This window comes from Neobacillus novalis NBRC 102450 (genome assembly GCF_001591805.1).
In the GTDB taxonomy this organism is placed as follows: Bacteria; Bacillota; Bacilli; order Bacillales; family Cytobacillaceae; genus Neobacillus; species Neobacillus novalis.
Map to the genome: position 1 here is coordinate 236272 of NZ_BCVP01000010.1, position 22768 is coordinate 259039.

The 22768-nt window shown below is 39.4% G+C and carries 23 protein-coding genes and 1 other annotated feature; of the genes, 12 read left to right on the forward strand and 11 right to left on the reverse strand.

Annotated features, from left to right (window positions below; translation table 11 throughout):
* Positions 1 to 17: 17 nt before the first annotated feature.
* Genes BANVL01_RS09075 through BANVL01_RS09085 form a run of 3 tightly spaced genes read right to left on the reverse strand, consistent with a single transcriptional unit; the run spans position 18 to position 3546 of the window.
* Complete coding sequence (locus BANVL01_RS09075) at positions 18 to 1112, reverse strand: Ger(x)C family spore germination protein (protein ID WP_066096379.1); 1095 nt, start codon at positions 1110 to 1112, stop codon at positions 18 to 20.
* 2 nt (positions 1113 to 1114) lie between these two features.
* Complete coding sequence (locus tag BANVL01_RS09080) at positions 1115 to 2188, reverse strand: GerAB/ArcD/ProY family transporter (RefSeq protein WP_066085987.1); 1074 nt, start codon at positions 2186 to 2188, stop codon at positions 1115 to 1117.
* 23 nt (positions 2189 to 2211) lie between these two features.
* Positions 2212 to 3546 carry a spore germination protein gene (locus BANVL01_RS09085; protein WP_066085984.1) on the reverse strand — a complete coding sequence of 445 codons (1335 nt, stop codon included), beginning with the start codon at positions 3544 to 3546 and terminating at the stop codon, positions 2212 to 2214.
* Positions 3547 to 3750: 204 nt separating this feature from the next.
* Between BANVL01_RS09085 and corA the strand changes: the two genes are divergently transcribed.
* From corA to BANVL01_RS09125, 8 genes are all read left to right on the forward strand, one after another.
* Positions 3751 to 4701 (forward strand): magnesium/cobalt transporter CorA, encoded by a 951-nt coding sequence (gene corA, locus BANVL01_RS09090; protein WP_066085981.1) that lies wholly within the window; start codon positions 3751 to 3753, stop codon positions 4699 to 4701.
* Positions 4702 to 4751: 50 nt separating this feature from the next.
* The gene (locus BANVL01_RS09095; protein WP_156482233.1) at positions 4752 to 5807 is read left to right on the forward strand and encodes a M42 family metallopeptidase; all 1056 of its coding nucleotides are present in this window, start codon (positions 4752 to 4754) and stop codon (positions 5805 to 5807) included.
* Between the two features lie 271 nt (positions 5808 to 6078).
* Complete coding sequence (gene dltX, locus BANVL01_RS09100) at positions 6079 to 6228, forward strand: teichoic acid D-Ala incorporation-associated protein DltX (protein WP_066085975.1); 150 nt, start codon at positions 6079 to 6081, stop codon at positions 6226 to 6228.
* A 17-nt stretch (positions 6229 to 6245) separates the two neighbouring features.
* Complete coding sequence (dltA, locus tag BANVL01_RS09105; RefSeq protein WP_066085972.1) at positions 6246 to 7763, forward strand: D-alanine--poly(phosphoribitol) ligase subunit DltA; 1518 nt, start codon at positions 6246 to 6248, stop codon at positions 7761 to 7763.
* On the forward strand, positions 7760 to 8926 hold the full coding sequence (dltB, locus tag BANVL01_RS09110) for a D-alanyl-lipoteichoic acid biosynthesis protein DltB (RefSeq protein ID WP_066085966.1): 1167 nt from the start codon (positions 7760 to 7762) through the stop codon (positions 8924 to 8926). Before dltA ends, dltB begins: the two co-directional genes overlap by 4 nt.
* Before the next feature lie 5 nt (positions 8927 to 8931).
* A complete protein-coding gene (gene dltC, locus BANVL01_RS09115) occupies positions 8932 to 9168 on the forward strand; it encodes a D-alanine--poly(phosphoribitol) ligase subunit 2 (protein ID WP_066085962.1) in 237 nt (78 codons plus the stop codon).
* Positions 9165 to 10361, forward strand: coding sequence for a D-alanyl-lipoteichoic acid biosynthesis protein DltD (dltD, locus tag BANVL01_RS09120; protein WP_066085959.1), 1197 nt, complete (start codon positions 9165 to 9167; stop codon positions 10359 to 10361). Before dltC ends, dltD begins: the two co-directional genes overlap by 4 nt.
* Before the next feature lie 79 nt (positions 10362 to 10440).
* Positions 10441 to 10656 (forward strand): twin-arginine translocase TatA/TatE family subunit, encoded by a 216-nt coding sequence (locus tag BANVL01_RS09125; RefSeq protein WP_066085955.1) that lies wholly within the window; start codon positions 10441 to 10443, stop codon positions 10654 to 10656.
* Between the two features lie 230 nt (positions 10657 to 10886).
* Here the strand turns inward: BANVL01_RS09125 and BANVL01_RS09130 are convergent, their stop codons facing one another.
* Positions 10887 to 11456 carry a hypothetical protein gene (locus BANVL01_RS09130; protein WP_066085953.1) on the reverse strand — a complete coding sequence of 190 codons (570 nt, stop codon included), beginning with the start codon at positions 11454 to 11456 and terminating at the stop codon, positions 10887 to 10889.
* Positions 11457 to 11738: 282 nt separating this feature from the next.
* Between BANVL01_RS09130 and BANVL01_RS09135 the strand changes: the two genes are divergently transcribed.
* Positions 11739 to 12962, forward strand: coding sequence for an NAD(P)/FAD-dependent oxidoreductase (locus tag BANVL01_RS09135; RefSeq protein ID WP_066147822.1), 1224 nt, complete (start codon positions 11739 to 11741; stop codon positions 12960 to 12962).
* 147 nt (positions 12963 to 13109) lie between these two features.
* Here BANVL01_RS09135 and BANVL01_RS09140 read toward each other — a convergent pair whose 3' ends face one another.
* The 6 genes from BANVL01_RS09140 to hmpA form a co-directional block, all read right to left on the reverse strand.
* Positions 13110 to 13478 carry a VOC family protein gene (locus tag BANVL01_RS09140; protein ID WP_066085947.1) on the reverse strand — a complete coding sequence of 123 codons (369 nt, stop codon included), beginning with the start codon at positions 13476 to 13478 and terminating at the stop codon, positions 13110 to 13112.
* Positions 13479 to 13598: 120 nt separating this feature from the next.
* Positions 13599 to 14579, reverse strand: coding sequence for an ABC transporter permease (locus tag BANVL01_RS09145; protein WP_066085944.1), 981 nt, complete (start codon positions 14577 to 14579; stop codon positions 13599 to 13601).
* Positions 14572 to 15486, reverse strand: a complete 915-nt coding sequence (locus BANVL01_RS09150) for an ABC transporter ATP-binding protein (RefSeq protein ID WP_066085941.1) — start codon at positions 15484 to 15486, stop codon at positions 14572 to 14574. The genes BANVL01_RS09145 and BANVL01_RS09150 overlap by 8 nt, the downstream gene beginning before the upstream one ends.
* Positions 15487 to 15499: 13 nt before the next feature.
* Positions 15500 to 16276 carry an SGNH/GDSL hydrolase family protein gene (locus tag BANVL01_RS09155; RefSeq protein ID WP_066085938.1) on the reverse strand — a complete coding sequence of 259 codons (777 nt, stop codon included), beginning with the start codon at positions 16274 to 16276 and terminating at the stop codon, positions 15500 to 15502.
* Positions 16277 to 16529: 253 nt separating this feature from the next.
* A complete protein-coding gene (locus tag BANVL01_RS09160; protein ID WP_082804940.1) occupies positions 16530 to 17219 on the reverse strand; it encodes a DedA family protein in 690 nt (229 codons plus the stop codon).
* Between the two features lie 173 nt (positions 17220 to 17392).
* The gene (gene hmpA, locus BANVL01_RS09165) at positions 17393 to 18607 is read right to left on the reverse strand and encodes an NO-inducible flavohemoprotein (protein WP_066085930.1); all 1215 of its coding nucleotides are present in this window, start codon (positions 18605 to 18607) and stop codon (positions 17393 to 17395) included.
* A 275-nt stretch (positions 18608 to 18882) separates the two neighbouring features.
* On the opposite strand from hmpA, the gene BANVL01_RS09170 reads away from it, so the two are divergent.
* On the forward strand, positions 18883 to 19731 hold the full coding sequence (locus tag BANVL01_RS09170; protein ID WP_066085929.1) for a DegV family protein: 849 nt from the start codon (positions 18883 to 18885) through the stop codon (positions 19729 to 19731).
* Between the two features lie 123 nt (positions 19732 to 19854).
* Positions 19855 to 20442 carry a YdcF family protein gene (locus tag BANVL01_RS09175; RefSeq protein ID WP_066085925.1) on the forward strand — a complete coding sequence of 196 codons (588 nt, stop codon included), beginning with the start codon at positions 19855 to 19857 and terminating at the stop codon, positions 20440 to 20442.
* Between the two features lie 285 nt (positions 20443 to 20727).
* On the opposite strand, the gene proS is transcribed toward BANVL01_RS09175, so the two are convergent.
* Positions 20728 to 22158 (reverse strand): proline--tRNA ligase, encoded by a 1431-nt coding sequence (proS, locus tag BANVL01_RS09180; protein WP_425311810.1) that lies wholly within the window; start codon positions 22156 to 22158, stop codon positions 20728 to 20730.
* 48 nt (positions 22159 to 22206) lie between these two features.
* Positions 22207 to 22422 (reverse strand) — a binding site (T-box leader).
* Positions 22423 to 22556: 134 nt separating this feature from the next.
* On the opposite strand from proS, the gene BANVL01_RS28565 reads away from it, so the two are divergent.
* The gene (locus tag BANVL01_RS28565; protein WP_268874917.1) at positions 22557 to 22688 is read left to right on the forward strand and encodes a hypothetical protein; all 132 of its coding nucleotides are present in this window, start codon (positions 22557 to 22559) and stop codon (positions 22686 to 22688) included.
* Positions 22689 to 22768 lie beyond the last annotated feature (80 nt).

Sequence of the window (22768 nt, forward strand, 5' to 3'; positions counted from 1 at the left end):
GTGGAATGCCTCTTTCCTTATTCAATTAATCCCGTATCAGCGATTTGAACTTTTGTATGAACCTTAAAGGTGATAGCAGGGTAAATCCATTTCCATTCTTCCCAATCGTCATTATTGAAATGACGGGAACGGTAGCGGAGGCCAAAGCCTATTGGGTCGAGATTCGCTTTTTGAATTTTCACAAGTACCTTTTCGATTTCCCGGTTCAACGACTTTTCGGCTGCTTTCTCATAATCTGATAATTTTTCGTTTGGGACACGTCTTGTTGCCTCTTCCATTGTGCCCTCAACTGATACTTTTACCTTTATATATGGGGCTTTCCCTTTAGGGGTATAGATTTTATATTTTGTCTTTACTTTATGTGTATCAATGACGATAGTTGTATTTCCTTTTTTAACTTTTACAGCGCTTTTTTCCTCGCGTTTTCTTAGGTAATTTAGAATTTTTGTCTCCTCTGGACCAAGTTTCATCACCATATGGCTTTTATTAAAAAGTCCCACCTTATTAATTTCAAAAAGATCCTTTTCCGCTTCAATAATAGGCAGGATTGGATCGATTCCTTTTTCAATTAATTTATATTTCATATCAAAAATGAATTCAGAAATAACATAAGGCGTTTCTGAGCCATCCTTCCCTAATGAAAGGATCAAGGCGTTTGAGGGCAAATTCTCTGATTTAGGTTTTACCTTTAATACAGCCAGCGCACTTGGCTTTGCAATTGCTGTCCAGGCAATCCCCTGAATATCTCTTCTTCGCGCAAACCAATAGAATATACCTGCATTTCCCTTTTCTTTGACAACCTGTTCACTAAGGACAATGACTTTTGCATGGCTGAAATCAACCTCTTTATCCACTTTTGTCTTAATGATTCTAACCGCTTCAGACATGGAATCTGCCTTTTCTGAGACAATAGCGAACTCATTTGTTTTATCTTTTGATGGACTTGGGACAGCAAATTTAAGACTGACTAGATACTTTTTAGGACCATCCTTCGCAAGGTCCACTCCAATACTGACAACAAAAAAACGCTTATCGATGTCTTTAAAGCCGCAGCCGTTTAAAAGAAACACAAAGACAAGAATGATGACCATCCATCCCCATTTGCTAAACATTTTCAAGCAGCCCGCCTCCTTGCCCAAAAGAAGAATGAACCGACGAGAATGATTTCAAATCCGAGCCGAAACATCATCCAATAAATTGTTAATTTATGTAAGATTAGCGAATTTAAAAAAATAACTCCAACAATCGAACAACCGCCAAAGAAGGCAAGGACAAGCCAATTCTTTTTCATGCTTACTTTTTCCTTAAACGTTCCCTTCAATAATTCGAAAGCAACATGCCAATGAACTGAGACACTCATGAGTGTAATGCTCATGTAGAACATTAAAAATAAGAAGATGACTCGTTCGATTGGACTATAAGTCAACCTGAGGGAATCTGCTGTCGATATCCATGGATAAAGATATTCTTGCGCCCCATCTGAACCATGAAAACCAATCGGAATGAAGAAGGTGGTAAATAAATTTAGCACGCCAATAAAAAAGATGACAATAAAATTCCAAATCTTTAATTTTCCCTTTATCACACGATTAAAAATAATCAGGTTTGCATACCCGGAAAAACAATAGGTCGCAGCAGCGATTGACTTGAGACTTGGTCTTTCAAATAGATGGGTTCCTACCTCCAGCATTGAGTCCCAACTTAAGTATTCATTTGTAAACGCTTTAAAAATGATAAATCCAATTAATGGGATATTTAGGAATAGGACAATTTCAAGAAAATACATGACTCGTTCTGTTGGAAGCTGAATGATGAGAAAAATCGCCGCCAAATAAATGGCAAGCAATGATAACTTTGGCATTTCCGGATTAACAAACCGGCTTAAAATATCAATGAATCCAACGAGAGTAATCAGGCCTGCAGAGAACCAGATGATTTGAATGCTGCCAAAATGGATCATTTTCAACCATCTGTGCTTAGAATTGGCGAGGATTTCTGGCAATCCTTGTTCAGGGAACTTCGTGATGGCCTTGCTGTAAAAATAATTAAGGGTAATCCCAATCGGGATGGCCATTAATATACCCATTACAGCACCCTCATAGCGATAATCTATTAAAATTTTTGGCACAAAGATAATCACATTAATCAGCATGTTTAATAAGACTAAATAAAAATAATAACGGTTCAATGCCCTCCCCTCCAAACATTTTGCTATTCTTTACGTGGTTTACTTTGTATTAATGTAAGAAATGGCTCGCCGAAGCTGTCAAGTTTAACCATATAGGCGATAAGAATGAAGAACCCTAATACAACACCCACTAAACCAAATAACGTTCCTAGTGCTAGGACAAAGTATTTCATGATCCTTAGCGTAAAGCTGAATGCGTTAATCGGAATGACGAAGTTAGAGATGGCCACCGACGATGTAATGATAATCATAATATTACTAACCAAACCGGCTTCCGTTGCGGCCTGTCCTAATATCAAACCGCCTACGGTCGTTGCTGTCGGACCGATGGCTTTGGGCAGGCGTATACTGGCTTCTGTCAGCATTTCCATCATAAACAACATGAGTAACACTTCTATGAACGAAGGATACGGAACACTCATCCGGCTGCCAGCAATGCTCAAGGCTAATTGGACCCTGAATAACTCCGGATTATAGCTAGTAACGGCTACATATATCCCTGGAAGAACAAGGCTGGTCAAAAAGCCGATATATCTCAGTATTTGTAAAAATTTAGTCACCCAATAGGTTTGATAGATATCCTCCATTGATGACATGAAATCTTTCATGACTGTAGGCAAAACCACCGCAAACGGTGAGCCGCTGACAAGGATAATAATTTTCCCGGCTGCTAAATTTACTGCAACCCTGTCAGGTCTTTCTGTCACAAGCATAACGGGAACGAGGGCTCTGTTGCTTTTTTTTATAATATCTAACAGCTGCTCGCCAGTTTGAAACATATGTACATCAATCGAAGCTAAAAATTGTTTAATTCTAGTTAATGTATCGGTATCGGCCCGCCTCGTATCATGAAGAATCATCACATCCGTCTTTGAAACGGTTCCAACCGTTGTTGATTCTACATTTAATGAAGTTTGCGGGTAACGCTTGCGAATGAGCCCTAGGTTTGTCGGCAGACTTTCGCTAAACCCCGATTGCGGGCCTTGAATCGTCGTCTCCACGGTTGTATCTAAAACGGAGTTATTACGATCCACTTTACTATCAAATAAATAGATGGCATTCTGATAAAAAAGAATCGCCGTACCTTTTATTACCTCATCAAGCGTTTTCTGTTCGCTTTCAAATGGTATTACTAGCGGGCTCGATTGAAGATAATCTAAGAATAAGTCTGGACTAAGTATTTCAAAAAACGGTTTAAGCAATTTATCTTGAATAATCGTTTCGTCGCTAATCGTTTTTATATATAATGCTTCAATATACTTTTCTTTCGTATGAAATTCCTTAAAAACGACATCTTCTGCAGGCCAAATTTTATTTTTGAGACTGTCTTTGATGGATTGGACTTGATTAGTTGCCATTTATCTACCTCTTTAACGAACTACTTTCAACCTAATTTTCCTCAATGATTGGTATTTTATTCTAAAAATATTATCCGCTAAAAATTACGCCGGAATAAGATAATATGTTTTAATAGCTATAGAAAGAATTTTTTTATCGGGGTAAAATTAAAATAGCTCAGGTATGGTGGTTTTCGATATCTTTTATTTGAAAGGACTACGATTGTGTTAAGAACGATTGCTGTCAAAAAAAACAATGAATTAATTAAAGATTTGGAAATAACTGAGTTGGTGTCTGGGGATTTTAACTGGTACTGGATTGATTTTCACCAGCCTACGAAAGAGGAGATTGAATTTTTACGGAATCCCCTCTTCTTCCATCCCTTAGCGATTGAAGATTGTATTCTCCATCTCCAAAGACCAAAGCTTGATTATTATGATGACTATGACTTTTTTGTGGCCCAGGCATTGAACCAACAAACGATAACAAGAGAAGAGGTCAATCTCTTTCTCAGCCGGAACTATATCGTCACCTTTCATCATAAACCCTCTGTAGAAATTGACGATGTTTGGAATCGGTTTAGTCAATCGCCAAACATAGAGGAATGGGACCCCTCCCATGTTCTCTATCATGTTTTTGATAAAATGGTCGATAATTATTTTCCGTTAGTTAATCAAATTGATGATACGTTAAATGAAATTGATGAGAATTCAAAAGGAAGATCGATGGAGGCATTGCTTAAGGATTTATTTGATACAAGACATGATCTCCTCTCGCTAAGACATACTATTTCACCAATGAGAGATCTTTTGTACCGGATTCTTAATTCGCAGCGCCTAACTAGTATTCTGGAAAAAAAGGCCTATTTCTCTGATATTTATGATCATTTGCTAAAGTTAACGGAAATGATTGAAGCCAGCCGGGAACTTACCACCGACATCCGTGACAGCTATATTTCGATTAATTCGAATGAAACAAACCATGTCATGAAGGTCTTGACGGTTATTACGACCATCTTCATGCCGCTCACCTTTATCGTCGGTGTTTATGGAATGAACTTTACAAATATGCCTGAATTGAATTGGAAATTTGGCTATTTCGGTGCGCTTGGCCTCATGTTTTTAATTGCAGTCGGGATGACTTTATGGTTTATGAAAAAGGGATGGTTTAAATAAGAAAAGCGCAAGCGCCTATAAATTTTGAAAGTATGAAAGGGGAATACAAAGTGACTAATATTAATACAGAAGAAACAATCAAATTACTGACAGATTTAGTGTCAATTCCAAGCCCATCCGGTAACACAAATGAGGTGATTACCTTTGTTGAAAAGTTCTTTGCCGAACTAGATATTGAAACAAAAAGGAATAGAAAAGGCGGTTTAATTGCCACCATTGTAGGAAAAGATTCAAGCCGCCACCGGATGCTGACAGCACACGTTGATACACTGGGTGCGATGGTGAAAGAAATTAAACCAAGCGGCAGATTAAAAATCGACTTGATTGGCGGATTTAAATACAATTCCATCGAAGGCGAATACTGTCAGATTGAAACAAGCAGCGCAAAAGTTTATACAGGGACAATCCTCATGCACCAAACGTCCGTCCATGTGTATAAAGATGCCGGCAAAGCAGAACGCAATCAGGAAAATATTGAAATTCGAATCGATGAAAAAGTACATACTGCTGAGGAAGTTCGCGCACTGGGAATTGAGGTAGGCGATTTTGTTTCGTTCGATCCGCGGGTAGAAGTGACTCCGAGCGGCTACGTTAAATCACGTCACTTAGATGATAAAGCAAGCGTGGCCATCCTTCTGCAACTAATCAAACAGCTTAAAACCGAAAAAATTACACTGCCATATACCACACACATATTAATTTCGAACAATGAAGAAATTGGCTATGGCGGCAACTCGAATATCAGCCCGGAAACGGTGGAATATTTAGCCGTTGATATGGGGGCAATGGGTGACGGGCAATCAACGGACGAATACACGGTTTCCATTTGTGCAAAGGATGCAAGCGGACCCTATCACTATGAATTGCGTAAACATTTAGTCCGCCTTGCCGAAGACAATAAGATCGAATATAAACTGGATCTTTACCCATTTTACGGCTCAGATGCGTCAGCCGCCATCCGCTCTGGCCACGACATTGTCCACGGTTTAATTGGCCCGGGGATTGATTCGTCCCATGCCTTCGAACGGACACACAAATCAGCACTTGAAAATACAGCAAAACTCTTATACCATTACGTACAATCCAATTTAGTTGATAATAATTAGTAACATTAAACTCCCTCTTTTCGATTATTAGTTTAAACCAAAAAAGACCGGATGTTCGACTCCCCGGTCTTTTTTGATGAATAATTTGAAATGAAAATGTAATAATAATGTAATTTTAATTAATTTCTAATCAAATTTTTATTGCAACAAACCAAAAAGCACATTATGATAATAAAGGCAGTTAAAGGAAAAGAAATGGGAAAATAAGAAAATTGCAAGCGCCCTGGTCAGCGGCGTATAACAATAATTACCCTGGGGGGGCTAAAACGCCATGTTTGATAGATTAAAAGACTTCATGACGAACCAAAAGCTACGATGGCTTAGCCGGTTCTTTTACTATTTACTGATCCTCCTTTTATTATTCTTTATGTACGGATTTAATGATGCAAGTGCAGGTTCCTATATTTACAACGATTTTTAATGGGGGGGCAGCCAACGATGAATATGCTAAACACGATTAGAGATTATGCACATACACAGCCAGAAACAATTGCCTATATTTCTCCAGAATCGGAAATCACCTATGGCGAATTATGGAGACAATCTGAACAAGTGGCTGCATTTCTGTTAACACAAAACATTGAAAAACATACACCTATTTTAGTTTACGGTCATATGGAAGCTTCGATGATTTCCTCCTTCCTAGGCAGTGTAAAAGCTGGACATCCATATATACCTGTTGATACTTCGATTCCAATGGAACGCGTTAGTAATATCATAAATAGTGCACAAACAGAATTGGTCATCAATGTTTCCGGGCAAGCAATGGAACTTGACACCATCCCTATCACTGTAGTAAATTACGACAAGATTATCTTGGAGAATATTTCTTTAGTGCCGATTGATTCAAAAAGCTGGGTTAGCGGCGAAGAAAATTTCTATATTATTTATACGTCCGGAAGTACTGGAAATCCAAAGGGTGTGCAAATTTCCGCCAATAACTTGCAAAGCTTTGTCGACTGGATGGTTGAAGACTTTCCAATCAATGGCCAGCTTCGCTTTTTAAATCAGGCACCCTATTCTTTTGATTTATCCGTGATGGATATTTACCCGGCACTTGCAAGCGGTGGAACCATTTTCGCGATTACAAAAGAAATGATTGCAAGGCCAAAACTGTTATTTCAAGCATTAGAAAAATCAGATACACAAGTATGGACTTCGACTCCTTCTTTTGTCCAGATGTGTTTAATGGATCCATCGTTTACACAAGAACTGCTTCCTGAACTCAGCGTGTTTTTATTCTGCGGGGAAATTCTCCCTGTTGAGATTTGCCGGCAGTTATTGGAACGGTTCCCTAACGCAAAAGTATTTAACACCTATGGTCCAACGGAAGCGACCGTCGCCGTCACATCGATTGAGGTTACCGCTGAACTGTTGAAGCGTTATCAGAATCTCCCGATCGGTAAGCCAAAAGCAGATACCCGGATATTATTTCTTGACGAGAATGGCTCTCAGGTCCCGCAAGGAGAAAAAGGCGAAATGATCATTGTCGGTCCTAGTGTAAGCAAAGGTTATTTAGGTGAGCAGCAACTGACTGAAAAGTCCTTTTTCAAATATGAAGAGGAACAGGCCTATCGAACAGGCGATGCAGCCTATGAAAATCAGGAAGGGTTCATCATGTATAAAGGCCGGATTGATTTTCAAATTAAACTTCACGGCTACCGGATGGAATTAGAGGAGATTGAATACCATATTGCCAATTCAAAATATGTGAAATCGGCAGCGGTGGTCCCAATCTATCAAAATGATAAAATCGAATATTTATTGGCGGCGATTATCCCTGCCAGCCATGATTTCGAAAAAGACTATCAATTAACGAGTGCAATTAAAAAAGAACTTGCTGAGGTAATCCCAGCATACATGATTCCTAGAAAGTTCTCTTACTATGAAGATCTTCCGATGACACCCAACGGAAAGATGGACCGAAAAAAATTTAGGGAAATGGTATTACAATGACACCATATGGTTCTTTTACATTCTTTATCATCCTTGCTGTTCTATTAGCACCAACGATAATTCTTGGTTTACAAGGAAAAAGATTTCATAACTATAATATGTTTGTGACAGTTATCGCCTTAGCGTTAATTTTCTCATCATCACTTTATCAAGCAATCGCCTTATGCTTATTTACAATTTGGCAGGTAGTGTTAATTAAGTCCTATATCGCCTATCGAAAAAAGGCCAATCGTGATCACATTTTTTACTTAGCGGTATTTCTCTCGATCCTTCCTTTGATTCTATCAAAGGTAATGCCTTATTTTTCCACCCTGAACTTGATTGGTTTTCTTGGTATTTCTTATTTAACCTTTAAAGGAACACAATTAATAATGGAGACACGGGATGGCCTGATAAAGTCTAATCCGCCATTGACCCGCCTGCTCTATTTTATTTTGTTCTTCCCGACCATTTCATCTGGTCCGATTGACCGTTTCCGCCGCTTTGAGAAAGAGTTAAAACTCGAAATTTCCGCGGAACAATATAAACTTTTACTCTATGAAGGGCTCAATAAAATCTTTCTTGGTTTTTTATATAAATATATTATCGGCTTTTCGATTAATCACTTTTTTATCAGCCAATTAAGGTTTATCGCCCATAGCGAATTTCAGAATCACCTATACTATATGTATTCGTATAGCTTATATCTCTTTTTTGATTTTGCGGGCTATAGCGCTTTTGCAATTGGTGTAAGTTATATTATGGGGATTAAATCACCGGAAAACTTTAATAAGCCCTTCCTTAGCCGCAATATTAAAGACTTCTGGAATCGCTGGCATATGAGTCTTTCCTTTTGGTTTAGAGACTATGTATATATGCGGTTTGTCTTTTGGATGACGAAGAAGAAATGGATTAAAAACCGTAACCTTCTTTCTAACCTTGGTTATATTTTATTGTTTTTATTAATGGGAGTCTGGCATGGATTAGCACTGCAATATATCATTTATGGAGCATACCATGCCTTGTTAATGGTTGCTTACAATTATTTCGAACGGTTTAATAAAAAGCACAAATGGTGGCCGCAAAATAAAGTCACCCATGTTGTGGCGATTATTATTACCTTCCATGTTATTTGCTTTGGTTTTTATATTTTCTCAGGACAATTATTTCATAAAGGGGCTTGATCACTATGGATTTCAAAAATGAGGTTATTTCATTATTAGCGGAAATTTGTCAAGACGATGTTGTAAAGGAAAATCCAGATATCGATTTATTTGATGCCGGTTTATTAGATTCATTCGGAACAGTTGAATTACTTGTTCAGATAGAAGAACGGTTTGATATTCTCGTTCCGATTACCGAGTTCGATCGAGATGTCTGGAATACACCAAATAACATCGCCATTCAGCTGGCTGATATGAAATGAAGAAAGCTTTATTCACACCAATGATTCTAGCCTTTCTTGTGCTAGTTATCTTGGTATTGATACCGAATAAATGGATAGAGGGCATGATTCCCGAAAATAGAGTTAATCAAGCGGCAACAGAATTAAATCCATTTATGTTTCAAGGAAAGTATGTCCAGCAAAAAATGCTCGAGGACAACCAATTTTTACCGATTTATGGTTCTTCTGAGCTTGCCAGGCTTGACCGTTTCCATCCGGCCAATTATTTTAAAGAAACAGGAGCAGATTTTACTCCCTTTCTCGTTGGCCGCGGCGGGACTGAATCATTAATCCATTTTTTAAATTTTTCCGAGCATACCGATCAGCTTAAGGGAAAGAAAATCGTATTCGTCCTGTCGCCGCAATGGTTCCAGCCAAATGGGACTGACGATTCACACTTTGCTCCCAATTATTCTTCCCTGCAAGGATACGATCTTGCTTTTAATAAAAAAGTCAATCCTGCTGTAAAGAAAATGGCGATTAAACGTCTATTAACTTTTTCACCAATCAAAAACGATCCGATGTTATCCATTATTTTTAAAGCAGAGATAACGAATGACCCATGGACCAAACGAGGGGCTGCTATCGTTCGCCCCTTTGCCAGCGCCTACCGTGATTTAATGGAGAAAAAGGACCTTTATTATACCTTGGCAGGCGGATCTACCCGGAATCGGGAAATAAACCCGCAGGTGGATCATTTGTCTTGGGAACAATTAGCGGCTCAGGCTGAACAGGTAGGAAAAAGAAAATCAACAAATAATTCGTTTTATGTAAGTAATTACCAGTATAACAAAATTAAAAAAATGGCCCCTTCTTTAAAAGACAAGAAAGGTAAAGCATCCTATGGGAAATCCCCCGAATATGATGACTTTCAACTTGTGCTCAACCTTCTAAAGGAATCAGGGGCACAGCCCTTGTTTATTTCCGTTCCCGTAAACGGGAATTGGTACGACTATACTGGTTTTCCGAAGAATGGCCGTACCTCTTATTACGAGCGGATTAAGAATCAAATTGAGTCCGAAGGTTTTCAGATTGCCGATTTCTCCGACCATGAATATGATCCTTATTTCATGAAGGACACCATTCATATTGGCTGGAAAGGCTGGGTCTATACAGATAAAGTAATAAAAGAATTTTGCGAAGGTAAAAAAATATCGACAAAGCTGAATCACTAGATGGGAAATTACTAGAATAACGTTCTATTTAGAGGTATACTATTCTTGATCAAATTACCCAGCGCTGGGAGATGAAGAAATGTTTTCAAATATTGGTGTTCCAGGATTAATTTTGATTCTAACTGTTGCTTTAGTGATCTTTGGGCCGAATAAATTACCTGAGATTGGACGTGCCTTTGGCAAATCAATCCGTGAATTTAAAAAAGCGACCGATGGGATTGCTGAAGATATTAAGGAAGAATTAAAAGAAGAAATTAAAGAAGCCAAACAAGAAGAAATTAACTTAAAAAAATAACCTTAAAAAAAATCCCCTGACATAGTATCAGAGGATTTTTTCTTGATATAAGAATTTATAAGTATTCACTTCGAGAAATGTCCAGCTTCAGCGCCCTAGCGGCTAGTGTCCTTCGCTCTCCGCCCTACGATAAGTCAACATCGAATCGCTCCGCTCTTCGTGTTTCCTTTATCTCAGTTGGAGCGCTCCAGGCCATACGCCGCTGACCAGGGCGCTTGCGCTTTTCGTGTTTATTCTTGTTTCAACATTTCCTTCATTCTTTGGTTATGCTGTTTGGCTTGATCGAGCAGTTGATTGAGCAGGACTGCCGCTCTCTTATCATCCTTTTTCTCTACTGCAAGTCTTAATTCATGGAACGTTTGCCAATGTCCCAAATGTTTTTTACCATGTGCCTGTTTGATAAATTCCTCTTTCGTTAACTTGCCTTCATCGAATTGCTTTTTTAGCTCTTCCATTTTGGCCATTTTCTCTTTTTTCCACTGTTCCCGTTTTTCGGCATTTTCAGGGTTCATCCATTCGTTGCGAAGAGTTTTCTTTTCCGCAAGCACTTTTGTCCATTCAGCCTTCTTATCCGGTGTATATTGGTTCACCCATGTAAGCAGTTTCTGCTCTTTTTCCGCCATATGGGCATGCCAATCGCGGTGCATATGGTGGTGATGGTGTTCCTTGCCCTCTTGGCAATCACAAGGTGCATTCTCCCGTTGTTCCCCCTTGGTGTCAGGCACTTTACCGTTTGCCGCGGCGAGACTCGGAATAGTTAATACTAACCCTAAGGCCAAACATAACATTTTTAGTTTCATCATTTTCTCCTTTCATGCTTCCTTATTTGAAAAATAAACCAGTTTTTCCGGCACGGATTTAGCATTCCCAGTTTGTTAAAAAAAATTTACCAATTTGACAAAAATTTAGTGATATTTCACTTGAGAAATTATGAAAAATAGCGTATTCTAATAATATAGAAGATATGTGAAATATTTCACAATACATAAAAAACATTTGCTTATTTTTTTAAAATGAATTGTGAAATATTTCACATTCAAAAAGAGAAAAAATATATTAATGGGTGTAAGGAGTGGAGAATGATGACAAGACCAAAGATTTTAATTCTCGGAGCAGGATATGGCGGACTCATCACAAGTAAAAGCCTGGAGAAGTTATTAAAATCAGGCGAAGCAGATGTTACCTTAATTAATAAACATGATTATCATTACCTGACAACACAGCTTATTAAAACAGGAGCAGGAACAGCAGCAGACCGGCAAATTGCCATCTCAATTCCTGAATTAATTAATTCTGACAAGACTCATTTTCTTAAAGCAGCGGTGTCTTCGGTTGATATCGAGAACCAAGAGGTCCATCTTGAAGGCGGAAATACGATTCCATATGATTATTTATTAATCGCACTGGGATTTGAAGTGGATACGTATGGAATTCCTGGTGTTAAAGAAAATGCCTTTCAAATCCGCAGTTTTAGAAGTTCCAAAGCGATTTACCATCATATCATTAAACAATTTAACCTTTACAAAGAAGATAGCGACCCTTCTCGATTAACGTTTGTTGTCGCTGGCGGCGGTTTTACCGGAATTGAGATGCTTGGGGAATTAGCGGACGGTCTCCCAAATCTGTGTAAGCAGTATGATATCCCATTTGAAAAAGTCCGGATTATTGCTGTCGAAGCTGCACCATCTGTTATACCGTTTTTCCCTAAGCAATCGATCCAATATGCAACATTCGTTTTAGAAAAACGCAATATCGAGTTACTAACAGGAAGGAAAATGCTGGAATGTACTCCTGAAAAAATCCGTCTTGAGAATAATATCGATATTCCAACTCGGACGTTAATTTGGTCTTGTGGTGTAAAAGGAAACACCATCGTTCAAAACTGGGGACTTCCGATTGAAAAAGGAAAAATCCCAGTAGACGCGTGCCTTCGCGTTAAAAACATGAATAACGTCTTTAGTATCGGTGACTGCTCCTTATTCATGAAGGATGAGAAAAACGCATTACCGCCAACCGCACAAGTGGCCCTGCAACAAGCACCTATATGTGCGAAAAACATTGTCGCTACATTGCGAGGAGAAACATTAAAACCGTTTGAATATCACCATAAAGGCTCAGTCGCGTCGATTGGACTCATGGCTGCCGTTGGTAAAGTAGGTAATTTCCGCTTATCCGGTTTATTTGGAGCCTTTATGAAACAGGTCATTGAAGCCCGCTATTTATTTAATCTTGGCGGCCCAGCCCTGATTATTAAGCAGCACTTTGGCGTCAGCCGTGAACCAGTAAAGGTAACGGCAAAACAATAATTTAACTAATGATCATGCTTATTTTCCCTGGCAGCAGGGCACCCCTCCCCCGCTTGCCAATTGATTAGACTATAGAACACCAGCCTTAAATCCCCCAATTTAAGGCTGGCAGCCCCATTCCAACTATCTGGAATGGGGCTGTTTCTATTAAATCCACTCTAAAAATTCAAGGCGATTCCCAAATGGGTCATGAACATGAATTCGGTTCGCTCCCGGGAGATTGTCGTCGGAAGTAAAGGCAACTTGTTCCTCACTCAGATGCGTTTTTAATTCCTCGATATTATCAACAACAAATGCCGGATGAGCCTTCTTAGCGGGTGAAAATGGTTCTTCGACACCAATGTGGATTTGAAAGGTTCCAAATTCAAACCAGGCCCCGCCTCGTTTCTTTAATTCCTCCGGCTTTTCGACTTCTGCTAACCCAAGAATTCCGCTAAAAAATCCTCTGGCTGCTTCTTCACAACCCTTCGGCGCAGCAAGCTGGACATGATCGATTTTTTTTATCATAAACGACATAATGATTCCCCCCATTTTTTCGTTCTTATCTTTCCTTTACTATTTTATAAAAAAGTCAATTTTTCGGCACATTCGAATAATTAAGAAAGCTATTCCCGACTTAACGGAAATAGCTTTTCGTTAATAGACATCCTTTTTGGTGAAGACAAAAAATGAAACGAATAACGCGGCAGCCCACCAAACGAAAAGGATCATTATTGAAAAGGAAAGATTCATTCCTTCAATCGGCGGCGCCGTTCCTTTCATATAGTCAGTTAACCGTAGATTGACCATAAAAAGGTATTTAGCCGTTTCCCATGAAGATACCATATTCGTTAAGATGGCTCCAGAGATTAAGGCAGCGAGCATCACACCCATTCCTGCCGCTGTACTGCGAATCAAAACAGACAGCATAAACGATAATGTTCCCACAACAATAGAGACAAACCAGACAAGTCCGAAATCCATCAATAAAAACTTCCATAAGCTGAGAAGTTTCACTTCAGAGGTATTTAACCCTGTTTCCGTCACATTAAACCCGGTTAAGATCGGTGCGCCCCAGCCCTTAAAGCCAAACACTATTCCGGATATTAAATAAGAAAGGATTCCAGTTATCGCAACGACCAGTGAAACCGCTAAACAAAGAGTAATATATTTACTCAATAGCACTTTCCACCTCTTGATTGGCCTCGTCAGCAATAGCTTAATTGAACCTAAACTGTGCTCCGAGGAAACCAAGTCGCTGGCAATGACCATGACCATTAATGGGAGAAATAGATCGATTGAGTTTTCCAAAAAGATTCTCATGAACGTAGGGGCTCCCGGCTCTGCCGGATTGATATCATGGTCAAGATAATATTGCTGCTGCTTCAAGGATATTTGCAGCTGCTTTTTCCATTCGTCCTGCATTCGACTGCTGCTCAAGCGGTTCGTCGTATCGATAATCTGCTGCTGTAAAATAGTGCGCCAATCACTCGTTCCTAATTTTTCCCGTTGTGTTTGAACTTGTTTATATTGTGCATATGTAAATAAGGTAACAAGAACGCCAATGATTAGTGCAATCACAATAAGACGCTTCTTGGCAATCAGCTTCATCATTTCATTTTGAATCAGTTTATTCAATCGTGTCACCCCCCGTTAGTTCGAGGAACAACTCTTCAAGGACTGGCATCTTTCGATTGATTTCAGTGACAGAAACACCCGCTTCAACCAGCTGTCTATTCCATTCCGGTGTCTTCTGTTCATTAAATTCGGTTAAGATGGTACCATCTTCCTTTACTTCAATCGGAGTTAAAGAACTTAAGAGCTGTTTTCCCTTTTCAAAGGGTGAAATGCGCCAAACGACTCGTTCCCGATTCGCAAGCAGGTGCTCGACAGTATCGACACGTATAATCGTCCCTCTTGAAATAATCGCAACCCGGTCACAAAGCAATTGGATTTCACTCAATAAATGACTGGAAACAAGGACACTTAGGCCTTCCTTTTCTGCCAGATAACGAATAAATTGCCTCATTTCACGGATTCCGGCAGGATCCAGCCCATTCGTCGGTTCATCGAGAATCAAAACCTTTGGTTCTCCTAGCAGGGCCTGGGCTATTCCGAGGCGCTGCCTCATACCAAGGGAATAGGTCTTTACCTTATCGTGGATTCTTTCTGTTAAGCCAACAAGCTCCGTTACTTCTTTTATCCGCTTTTCCCCGATGCCCTCAAGCATCCGTGCAAAATGAAGCAGATTATTATAGCCTGATAGGTAGGGATAAAGTTCTGGATTTTCAACGATACATCCAAGGTTTTTCATTGCATCCTGAAAATGATCCTCAAGGTTGAATCCGCAAATCCGGACACTTCCTGATGTTGGTTTAATCAGACCGACGAGCATGCGGATTGTGGTTGTTTTTCCGGCACCATTTGGTCCAAGGAACCCGAATACTTCTCCTTCCCGTAAATCGAAGGTCAATCCCTTAATAATCTCTCTTTTCCCGATTTCTTTTTTTAAGTCCTTAACAGACAATGTGATATTTTTCTCCATGACCAAACTCTCCTTACCACGTGAGCAGTGAGGCTACACGTTCAGCAATTAAACGGTACCCTTTTGTATTTGGATGAAACTTGTCGGAATATAGATAATCGTTCACCTTTAACTCAAACAGGTCGAAGGTTGGGACAAAGACAATTTTGGGAAATGCAGCGCTTACTTCTGCACTATCATAATTCCAGTGACGAACTACCTTTGACATCTCTTTACCTTGGTCTAAATCAATAAACGGATTATACAGCCCAATGAAAAATACATTTGCATTGCGATTGTTTTTCCGAATTTCCTCGAGAATAAACTTTAAATTATCAAGGTATTTCTTTTCGATTGCGGCAACATCCCCTGTTTCAAAGTCTGCTAATCCCTGTCCTCCCCTAAACAAATCGTTGCCGCCAATCGTTACCAATACCATGTCTGCTTTTTCTATTTGCCTGCCGATTTCGGTTTGCTGCACCTGCTTGCTTAGCTGAGTGGAAGTTTGCCCATTGATGCCAAGATTTGTAAGCTGGACAGGACGCTTTGTTTTTTCCTTGATTTCATCGATTAAAACACCTACGTAGCCTTTCCCTGTCTCATCACCCGTTCCTCTTGTTAACGAGTCCCCCAAAGCCACAATGGTTAACCCTTTTTTATTTTCGACTTTATCGGAAACGGTGTTGGTTTGCGGAATATTCTCGGGTTTTCCAGCATAATATTCCCCTACTGCCCATCCAAGCCCAATTAGCCAGACGAGGCAAAAGAATACCGCTATGACAGTAATAGAGCGTATGACATTCTTATTCAAACATATCATCCTTTCTGGCCTTTTCTTTAATTTAATCACAGTTACGATCTGAATTAAACTTTCAATGCTTACAAAATGCATCAACTTCAGAAAGGTTCGATATTTCTTAACATTTCTTTCTGTAAAAATAAAGGAACCCGAAGCTGGATTCCGTTTTAAAGATGTTAAATTCGCCCCCGAGACTTCTTTTTCGGGGCATCAATGGTGGAAAACATACGGAACCAGCAGGTGAAACATGCTGTGCTGCAGCTCTTCATACCATTAATAGAATAAAACAAATCGTACCAATCGAAATGATTGTAAGAAATAGTTCCGCTTTTCCACGTGAACGAAAAACAGTTAAAATGATTTTTCCAAACTTTATCGATACTCGGAGAATTTCCACTCGATATTTTTTCAGCAAATAAAAAAGGATGATTACGATAGCCAAAATGATGCCCGCGGCTATCAAATATGTCTTAATAATCTCGTGAAAAGTCTCCCATTTTGGGCCAAGCATTTTACCCAATAGAATAAAGGTAGAGACCCAAATCATCGACCCAAGGCAAGAATAGGCGGTAAAAGTTCGAAAAGGCAGGCGGGTAATTCCAGCAAAATAGCCGGTAAGGTGCCTGACACCAGGGATAAATAATGCGATAATTAGCAGTTTGTTTCCGTATTTCTTAAACCATACTGATGTTGCATGAAGACGGTTAGATCCTAAATGGATTCGCCTGCCATATTTCTCGAAAAAGGACATACCCAGTTTTTGTCCAATCCAATAGGATAAAAACATCCCCAATAAACATCCGGCTGCAGCAGCGAGCACACATCCAATCCAGTTAAGCTGCCCCTGAAAAGACAGGAAACCGGCATAGCCCATCATTGCTTCAATTGGCAGCGGAAGAGCCATTATCCCCAGTGTTAAGGAGAGAAAAAGGACAATGTAGCCATATTCATTCATAAATGTTGTAAAAAAATGCAAGGATGCTTTCACCTCTTCCGAACATGGACATTTTTTACTTTGAAGTTATATTGGTATTTTATCCATACTTCGCAAATATAGTAAATTGTTTGATTGAATTTATTGGATAAGAATGAAGCCGACTTCCAATGTGGAAATCGGCTTCGTTCTGATTATACTTCTAAGCTTCCCTTTGGTCCAAAGAATTCAAAGTGAATTCTCTCTTCCTTAACTCCTAAGTCTTTTAATGAACGATTAATTGCTTTCATAAAAGGAACTGGCCCACAGAAGTAAAAATCAGTTTCCCGGGTAGCGATTTTATCTTTCAACCAATCACGTGTTACATAGCCTTCAACATCAAAGCGATTGTTTCTGCGATCCTCTTCAGTCGGTGAATCATAGAAGATATAAGAGGTTACATGGTCAAGCCTCGACAATTCCTCTACTTCTTCCCTAAGAGCATGGACATTTCCATTGGCAGCTGCATGAATGAATGTAACCTTCCGTTCAGGCTGCATTTCCACAACCGTCTTTAACATGCTCATCATTGGTGTTAGACCAACACCGCCGCTAAGTAACACAACAGGCGTATTTTTTTCAGTATTAAGAACAAAGTCACCCGCTGGTGCACTTACCTTGAGGATATCTCCTTCGTTTACACCGTCATGCAGGTAATTAGACACCATACCATCTGGATTAGCAGTTCCTGCTTCGCGTTTTACACTAATTCGATAATAGTCTTTGCCAGGTGCATCTGAAAGGCTATATTGACGAATATGTGTATATTCTTCACCGTCTATTTCTAGATTAATACTAATATATTGTCCTGGAAGAAAACTTGCAATCCCGTAGTTATCTTCCGGTTTTAAATAGAAAGAGGTAATGACATCACTTTCAACCACTTTACGGTCAACAATGAAGTGACGGAGGCCATCCCAGCCGCCTTGTTGACGGGCTGCTTCATCATACATTTCTGTTTCAACACCGATAAAGGCATCGGCAATTACGTTGTAGGCTTCAGCCCACGCTTCGATAATTTCATCCGTTGCCGCATCCCCCAACACATCCTTAATCGCTAATAACAGGTGTTTTCCGACAATTGGATAGTGCTCGGGTTTAATTCCGAGACTCCTATGTTTATGGGCAATTTGTTTTACAACCGGAAGAATCGCTTCAAGATTATCAATATACATGGCAGCGGCATAAACCGTTCCAGCAAGTGCTTTTTGCTGTCTGCCTTGTTTTTGGTTGGCATGATTAAAAATATTTAATAATTCAGGATGATTACCAAACATCAATTGATAAAATCGAGTGGTAATCGTTTCTCCGTGTTTCTCTAATACTGGTACTGTTGATTTGATGATTTCAATTGTTTTTTGATTTAACACTACTAACACTCCTTTTAAGTTTTCCCTATATCCATAGTGATTATATGAATATATTCACATCGATAAAGTGATTTAAATCACACTTTGGTATATTTGAATAATTTATTCGTAAAAACTTCACAAAGTGTTCACTTTTTACCATGACAAATATAACTAGTTGAATAGTTTTCATTCTTGTATCGTTAAATCTAGTTAGGAAGAGAAAGCGCCCTCATTCATTGAATCAACGATTGCGGGCGTTTTTTGGAGAATTCTACTGAAGGAAGAGGATTATGATGAACCAAGCAAAAATTGCATGGATTACTGACACTACGGCATCACTTAGTAAAGAGTTTATTGAGCAGCACCATATACATGTTATTCCCCTGCACGTTGTCATTAATGATCAATTCTACAAAGAAACGATTGATATTTCTGAACAGGAATTTTATGACCGTATGAAAAAGGAAGAAGGGAAATTTCAAACCTGCCAAACAGCAATCGCTGACTTTGTGGACCTTTATAAGGAGTTAAAGGAAAACTATGATTTCGGCATTGCCATTCATGCCTCCAGTCTATTAACTGGAACATACCAAGCATCGGTGATGGCAGCGGAAATGGAAGACTTTAAACTGTTTGCTATTGATTCGCAAACGGGTTCCTATCCTCTCTCTTTTTTAATAAAGAAAGGCATAGAACTAACAGAACAAGGACTTGATGCCAGTGAAGTGGTTGGACAATTAAATGCCTTACGCAACCACACTCGTTTGTATTTAGTCCCATCCAATCTGGATCAGCTTCACAAAAGCGGCAGGGTTTCCGGCAGCCAAAAATTAATCGCCTCGCTGTTTAATATCAAGCCGATTTTATCGATTGAAGATGGAGCCGCAAAGATTAAAGATAAGGTTCGCACTGAAAAAAAAGCGCTAGCCTGGCTGGTGAATAAATTAAAGGAAGACCTTGAAACAAAATCAGTTCAGAAAGTTGCAATCGTCCATGCTAACGATTTGAATAAGGCTGCTGAGCTAGAAAAATATTTAAACGAAACATTTCCAACAATCGAAACAGAAAAATTAATGCTAATAACGGTTGCAGGTGTCCATACCGGAGTTGGCACACTTGGTCTTTCTTGGGTCTGTGAATGAAGGACAGACTAGACAAACTAATTGTATATTTATTATAGAAAAAAATTTTAGTGAAAATTTCTATTTTATGGTACTATCAAACTATTGATAGTACCATTAACATGTAGAAATGGATTGAGAAAGATGAAGAAAAAGAAAAGAATGCTTTCAATAGTGGGAGTTATAGTAGCATTAGGACTACTTTATTTTGGCTTCTTGCAATTTAAGATTAGCCAGTACAGCAATTTGGAAGCGCCTAAGAATGCAGATTATATAATCGTCCTCGGAGCAAGTGTTAGAGGCACGGTCCCTTCATTGGCCTTTGCGAGTCGAATTAATGCTGCAGCGAAATATTTACTAGAAAACAAGGATACAATCGTCATTGCCTCAGGTGGAAAAGGTCGGGGCGAAGACATTTCCGAAGCGGAATCTATCAAAAGAGAGCTGGCTAAGCAAGGCATTAGCGAATCACGAATCATACTAGAAAATCGGTCCACTGATACATATGAAAATATTGATTTTTCGAAAAAGCTCATTCCCAAAGATGCAAAGCATGGACTTGTGGTGACGAATACCTTCCATCAGTATCGAGCAATTTCAATTGCTCGTGACCAGGGCTTGGAAGTACAAGGTCTTCCGGCGAAGACCCCTTTAAAGGCAGTATTCAAATCCTATACCCGAGAATATTTGGCGATTACTAAGTTCTATTTGAAAAGATACATACTTGATTAAATGAAAAACTCGACTCGGCTCAGTGCGGTCGAGTTTTTCATTTACTGTATTTTTGCAAGAAAATAAGGGCGAAATGAAATTCGCTGATTGAATGGTGAAATTCGCTGATTGAATTGGGAGGTTCCCCATTGAGTGGTGAGATTCCTCGTTGAATGCAAAGATTCGCTCAATGAATGAGGAAATTCGCCCATTGAACTATTTTTTGCCGCTAAACCTCTAGGCAAAGACCCTTTTTTTCGAAAAAAAGACCCTCCCGTATAGGAAGAGCCCCTCATTGAGCAATTTTTAGTACGCTTTTGCCCAATAAACCATCTGTTTCGCTTTTTTTCCACAGCAAACGCATGAATCTGATAGCTGTTCTTGTTCAAATGGGATACAACGTGATGTAGCCCCTGTTTCTTCTTTGATTTTTTCCTCACAGGCTAGTTCACCGCACCACATCGCTTTGATAAATCCAGGTTTCGCTTCAAGTGATTCCTGTAATTCAGGAAGGGTTAAAGCAGCCGTAGTTCTCTCTTCACGGTGATTCAGTGCCTTGTTATATAAATTGGATTGAATATCATCCAGCAGCTCAACAAGCTTTGTTTCTAACTCCGCTAAAGGAACAATTACCTTCTCTAACGTATCGCGTCTTACTAAAACAACTTGCTTATTTTCAATGTCTTTCGGACCCACTTCAAGACGAACTGGAATCCCCTTCATTTCGTACTCATTGAATTTCCAGCCTGGCTTCTTATCACTTGCATCAATATTTACGCGAGCAACAGACGCAAGCGACTCTTTCAAATCGTAGGCAAAATCGAGCACACCTTCTTTGTGCTGTGCAATTGGCACAATCATGACTTGCGTTGGTGCTGCTTTTGGTGGAATCACAAGTCCGCGGTCATCGCCGTGTACCATGATCAAGGCGCCAATAATCCTTGTTGTGAAGCCCCATGATGTTTGGTGGACATATTGCAGTTTTCCTTCTTTATCCGTGTATTGAATGTTAAATGCTTCGGCAAAGCCTGTGCCAAAATGATGCGAAGTTCCCGACTGCAAGGCTTTTCCGTCATGCATTAAGCTTTCAATCGTGAAAGTGGCTTTAGCACCGGCGAATTTTTCCTTCTCCGTCTTTTGTCCTTTTACAACTGGAATCGCAAGAACCGTTTCACAAAGCTCAGCATACACATTCAGCATCTTAATTGTTTCTTCCATCGCTTCCTCATCGGTCGCATGGGCTGTATGTCCTTCCTGCCATAAAAATTCTACCGTTCTTAAGAACGGTCGAGTTGTTTTTTCCCAGCGGACAACATTTGACCATTGGTTATATAGCTTTGGTAAATCTCTATGAGAATGAATGATTTTACTATAATGCTCACAGAACAGTACCTCTGATGTTGGGCGGACAACTAACCGTTCCGCTAATGGTTCAGAGCCGCCATGCGTAACCCAAGCCACTTCAGGAGCAAAGCCTTCAACATGATCCTTCTCTTTTTGCAACAGGCTTTCAGGAATAAACAATGGCATATAGACATTTTCATGGCCTGTTTCTTTAATTCGACTGTCTAATTCATTTTTAATATTATCCCAAAGCGCATAACCATATGGTCGAATAATCATCGAACCGCGCACGCTTGAATAGTCAATTAAATCTGCTTTCGTAACAACATCTGTATACCACTGGGCGAAATCCTCGTCCATACTCGTTACATCTTTTACAAATTCCTTTGCCATTTTTGACACCTCATTAAGTTTTTTAAATACAAAAAGGCCCTGATCCTAAAAAGGGACCAAGGCCTGGCGGTACCACCCTAAATTCATAAAGCAATTGCTTTATACTCTTTCCATGATAACGGAGTTTATCCGCTTGTATCTTCAAATTCATCCGATACAGAACTCGGAGGCAGGTTCAAATGACCGTCTTAAGAAACCTCGCACCAATGGTTTCCTCTCTAAGTAAGAACACTTCACTTTACTAATCCTCGTCATTGTTTCAATAGTATTTTTTAAAAATTATATCTTTCCCGCACACAAATGTCAATTCTATCGTGGAATATTTTTCTTACTTTCACCTTTAAACTTCTATTTAAATGGGTTAAAATGCAGTTATTAGAATAAATGGGGTGATACGCATGAACGATGACAAAGATGATCTTGACCTGGAGGAAGAAGAAAAGGAATTTTTGCTTGAATACATTCGCATGCAGAATGAAGCCCTGAAGCGTATTTATAAAAAGGCACTTGAAAACGAAAAAGAAAGTTAAATCCTCGAATTCTAATCTCTATAGGCAAATTTCATAAAACGTTCATATTAGTCACCCAAAATACAAATTACAATCCGATA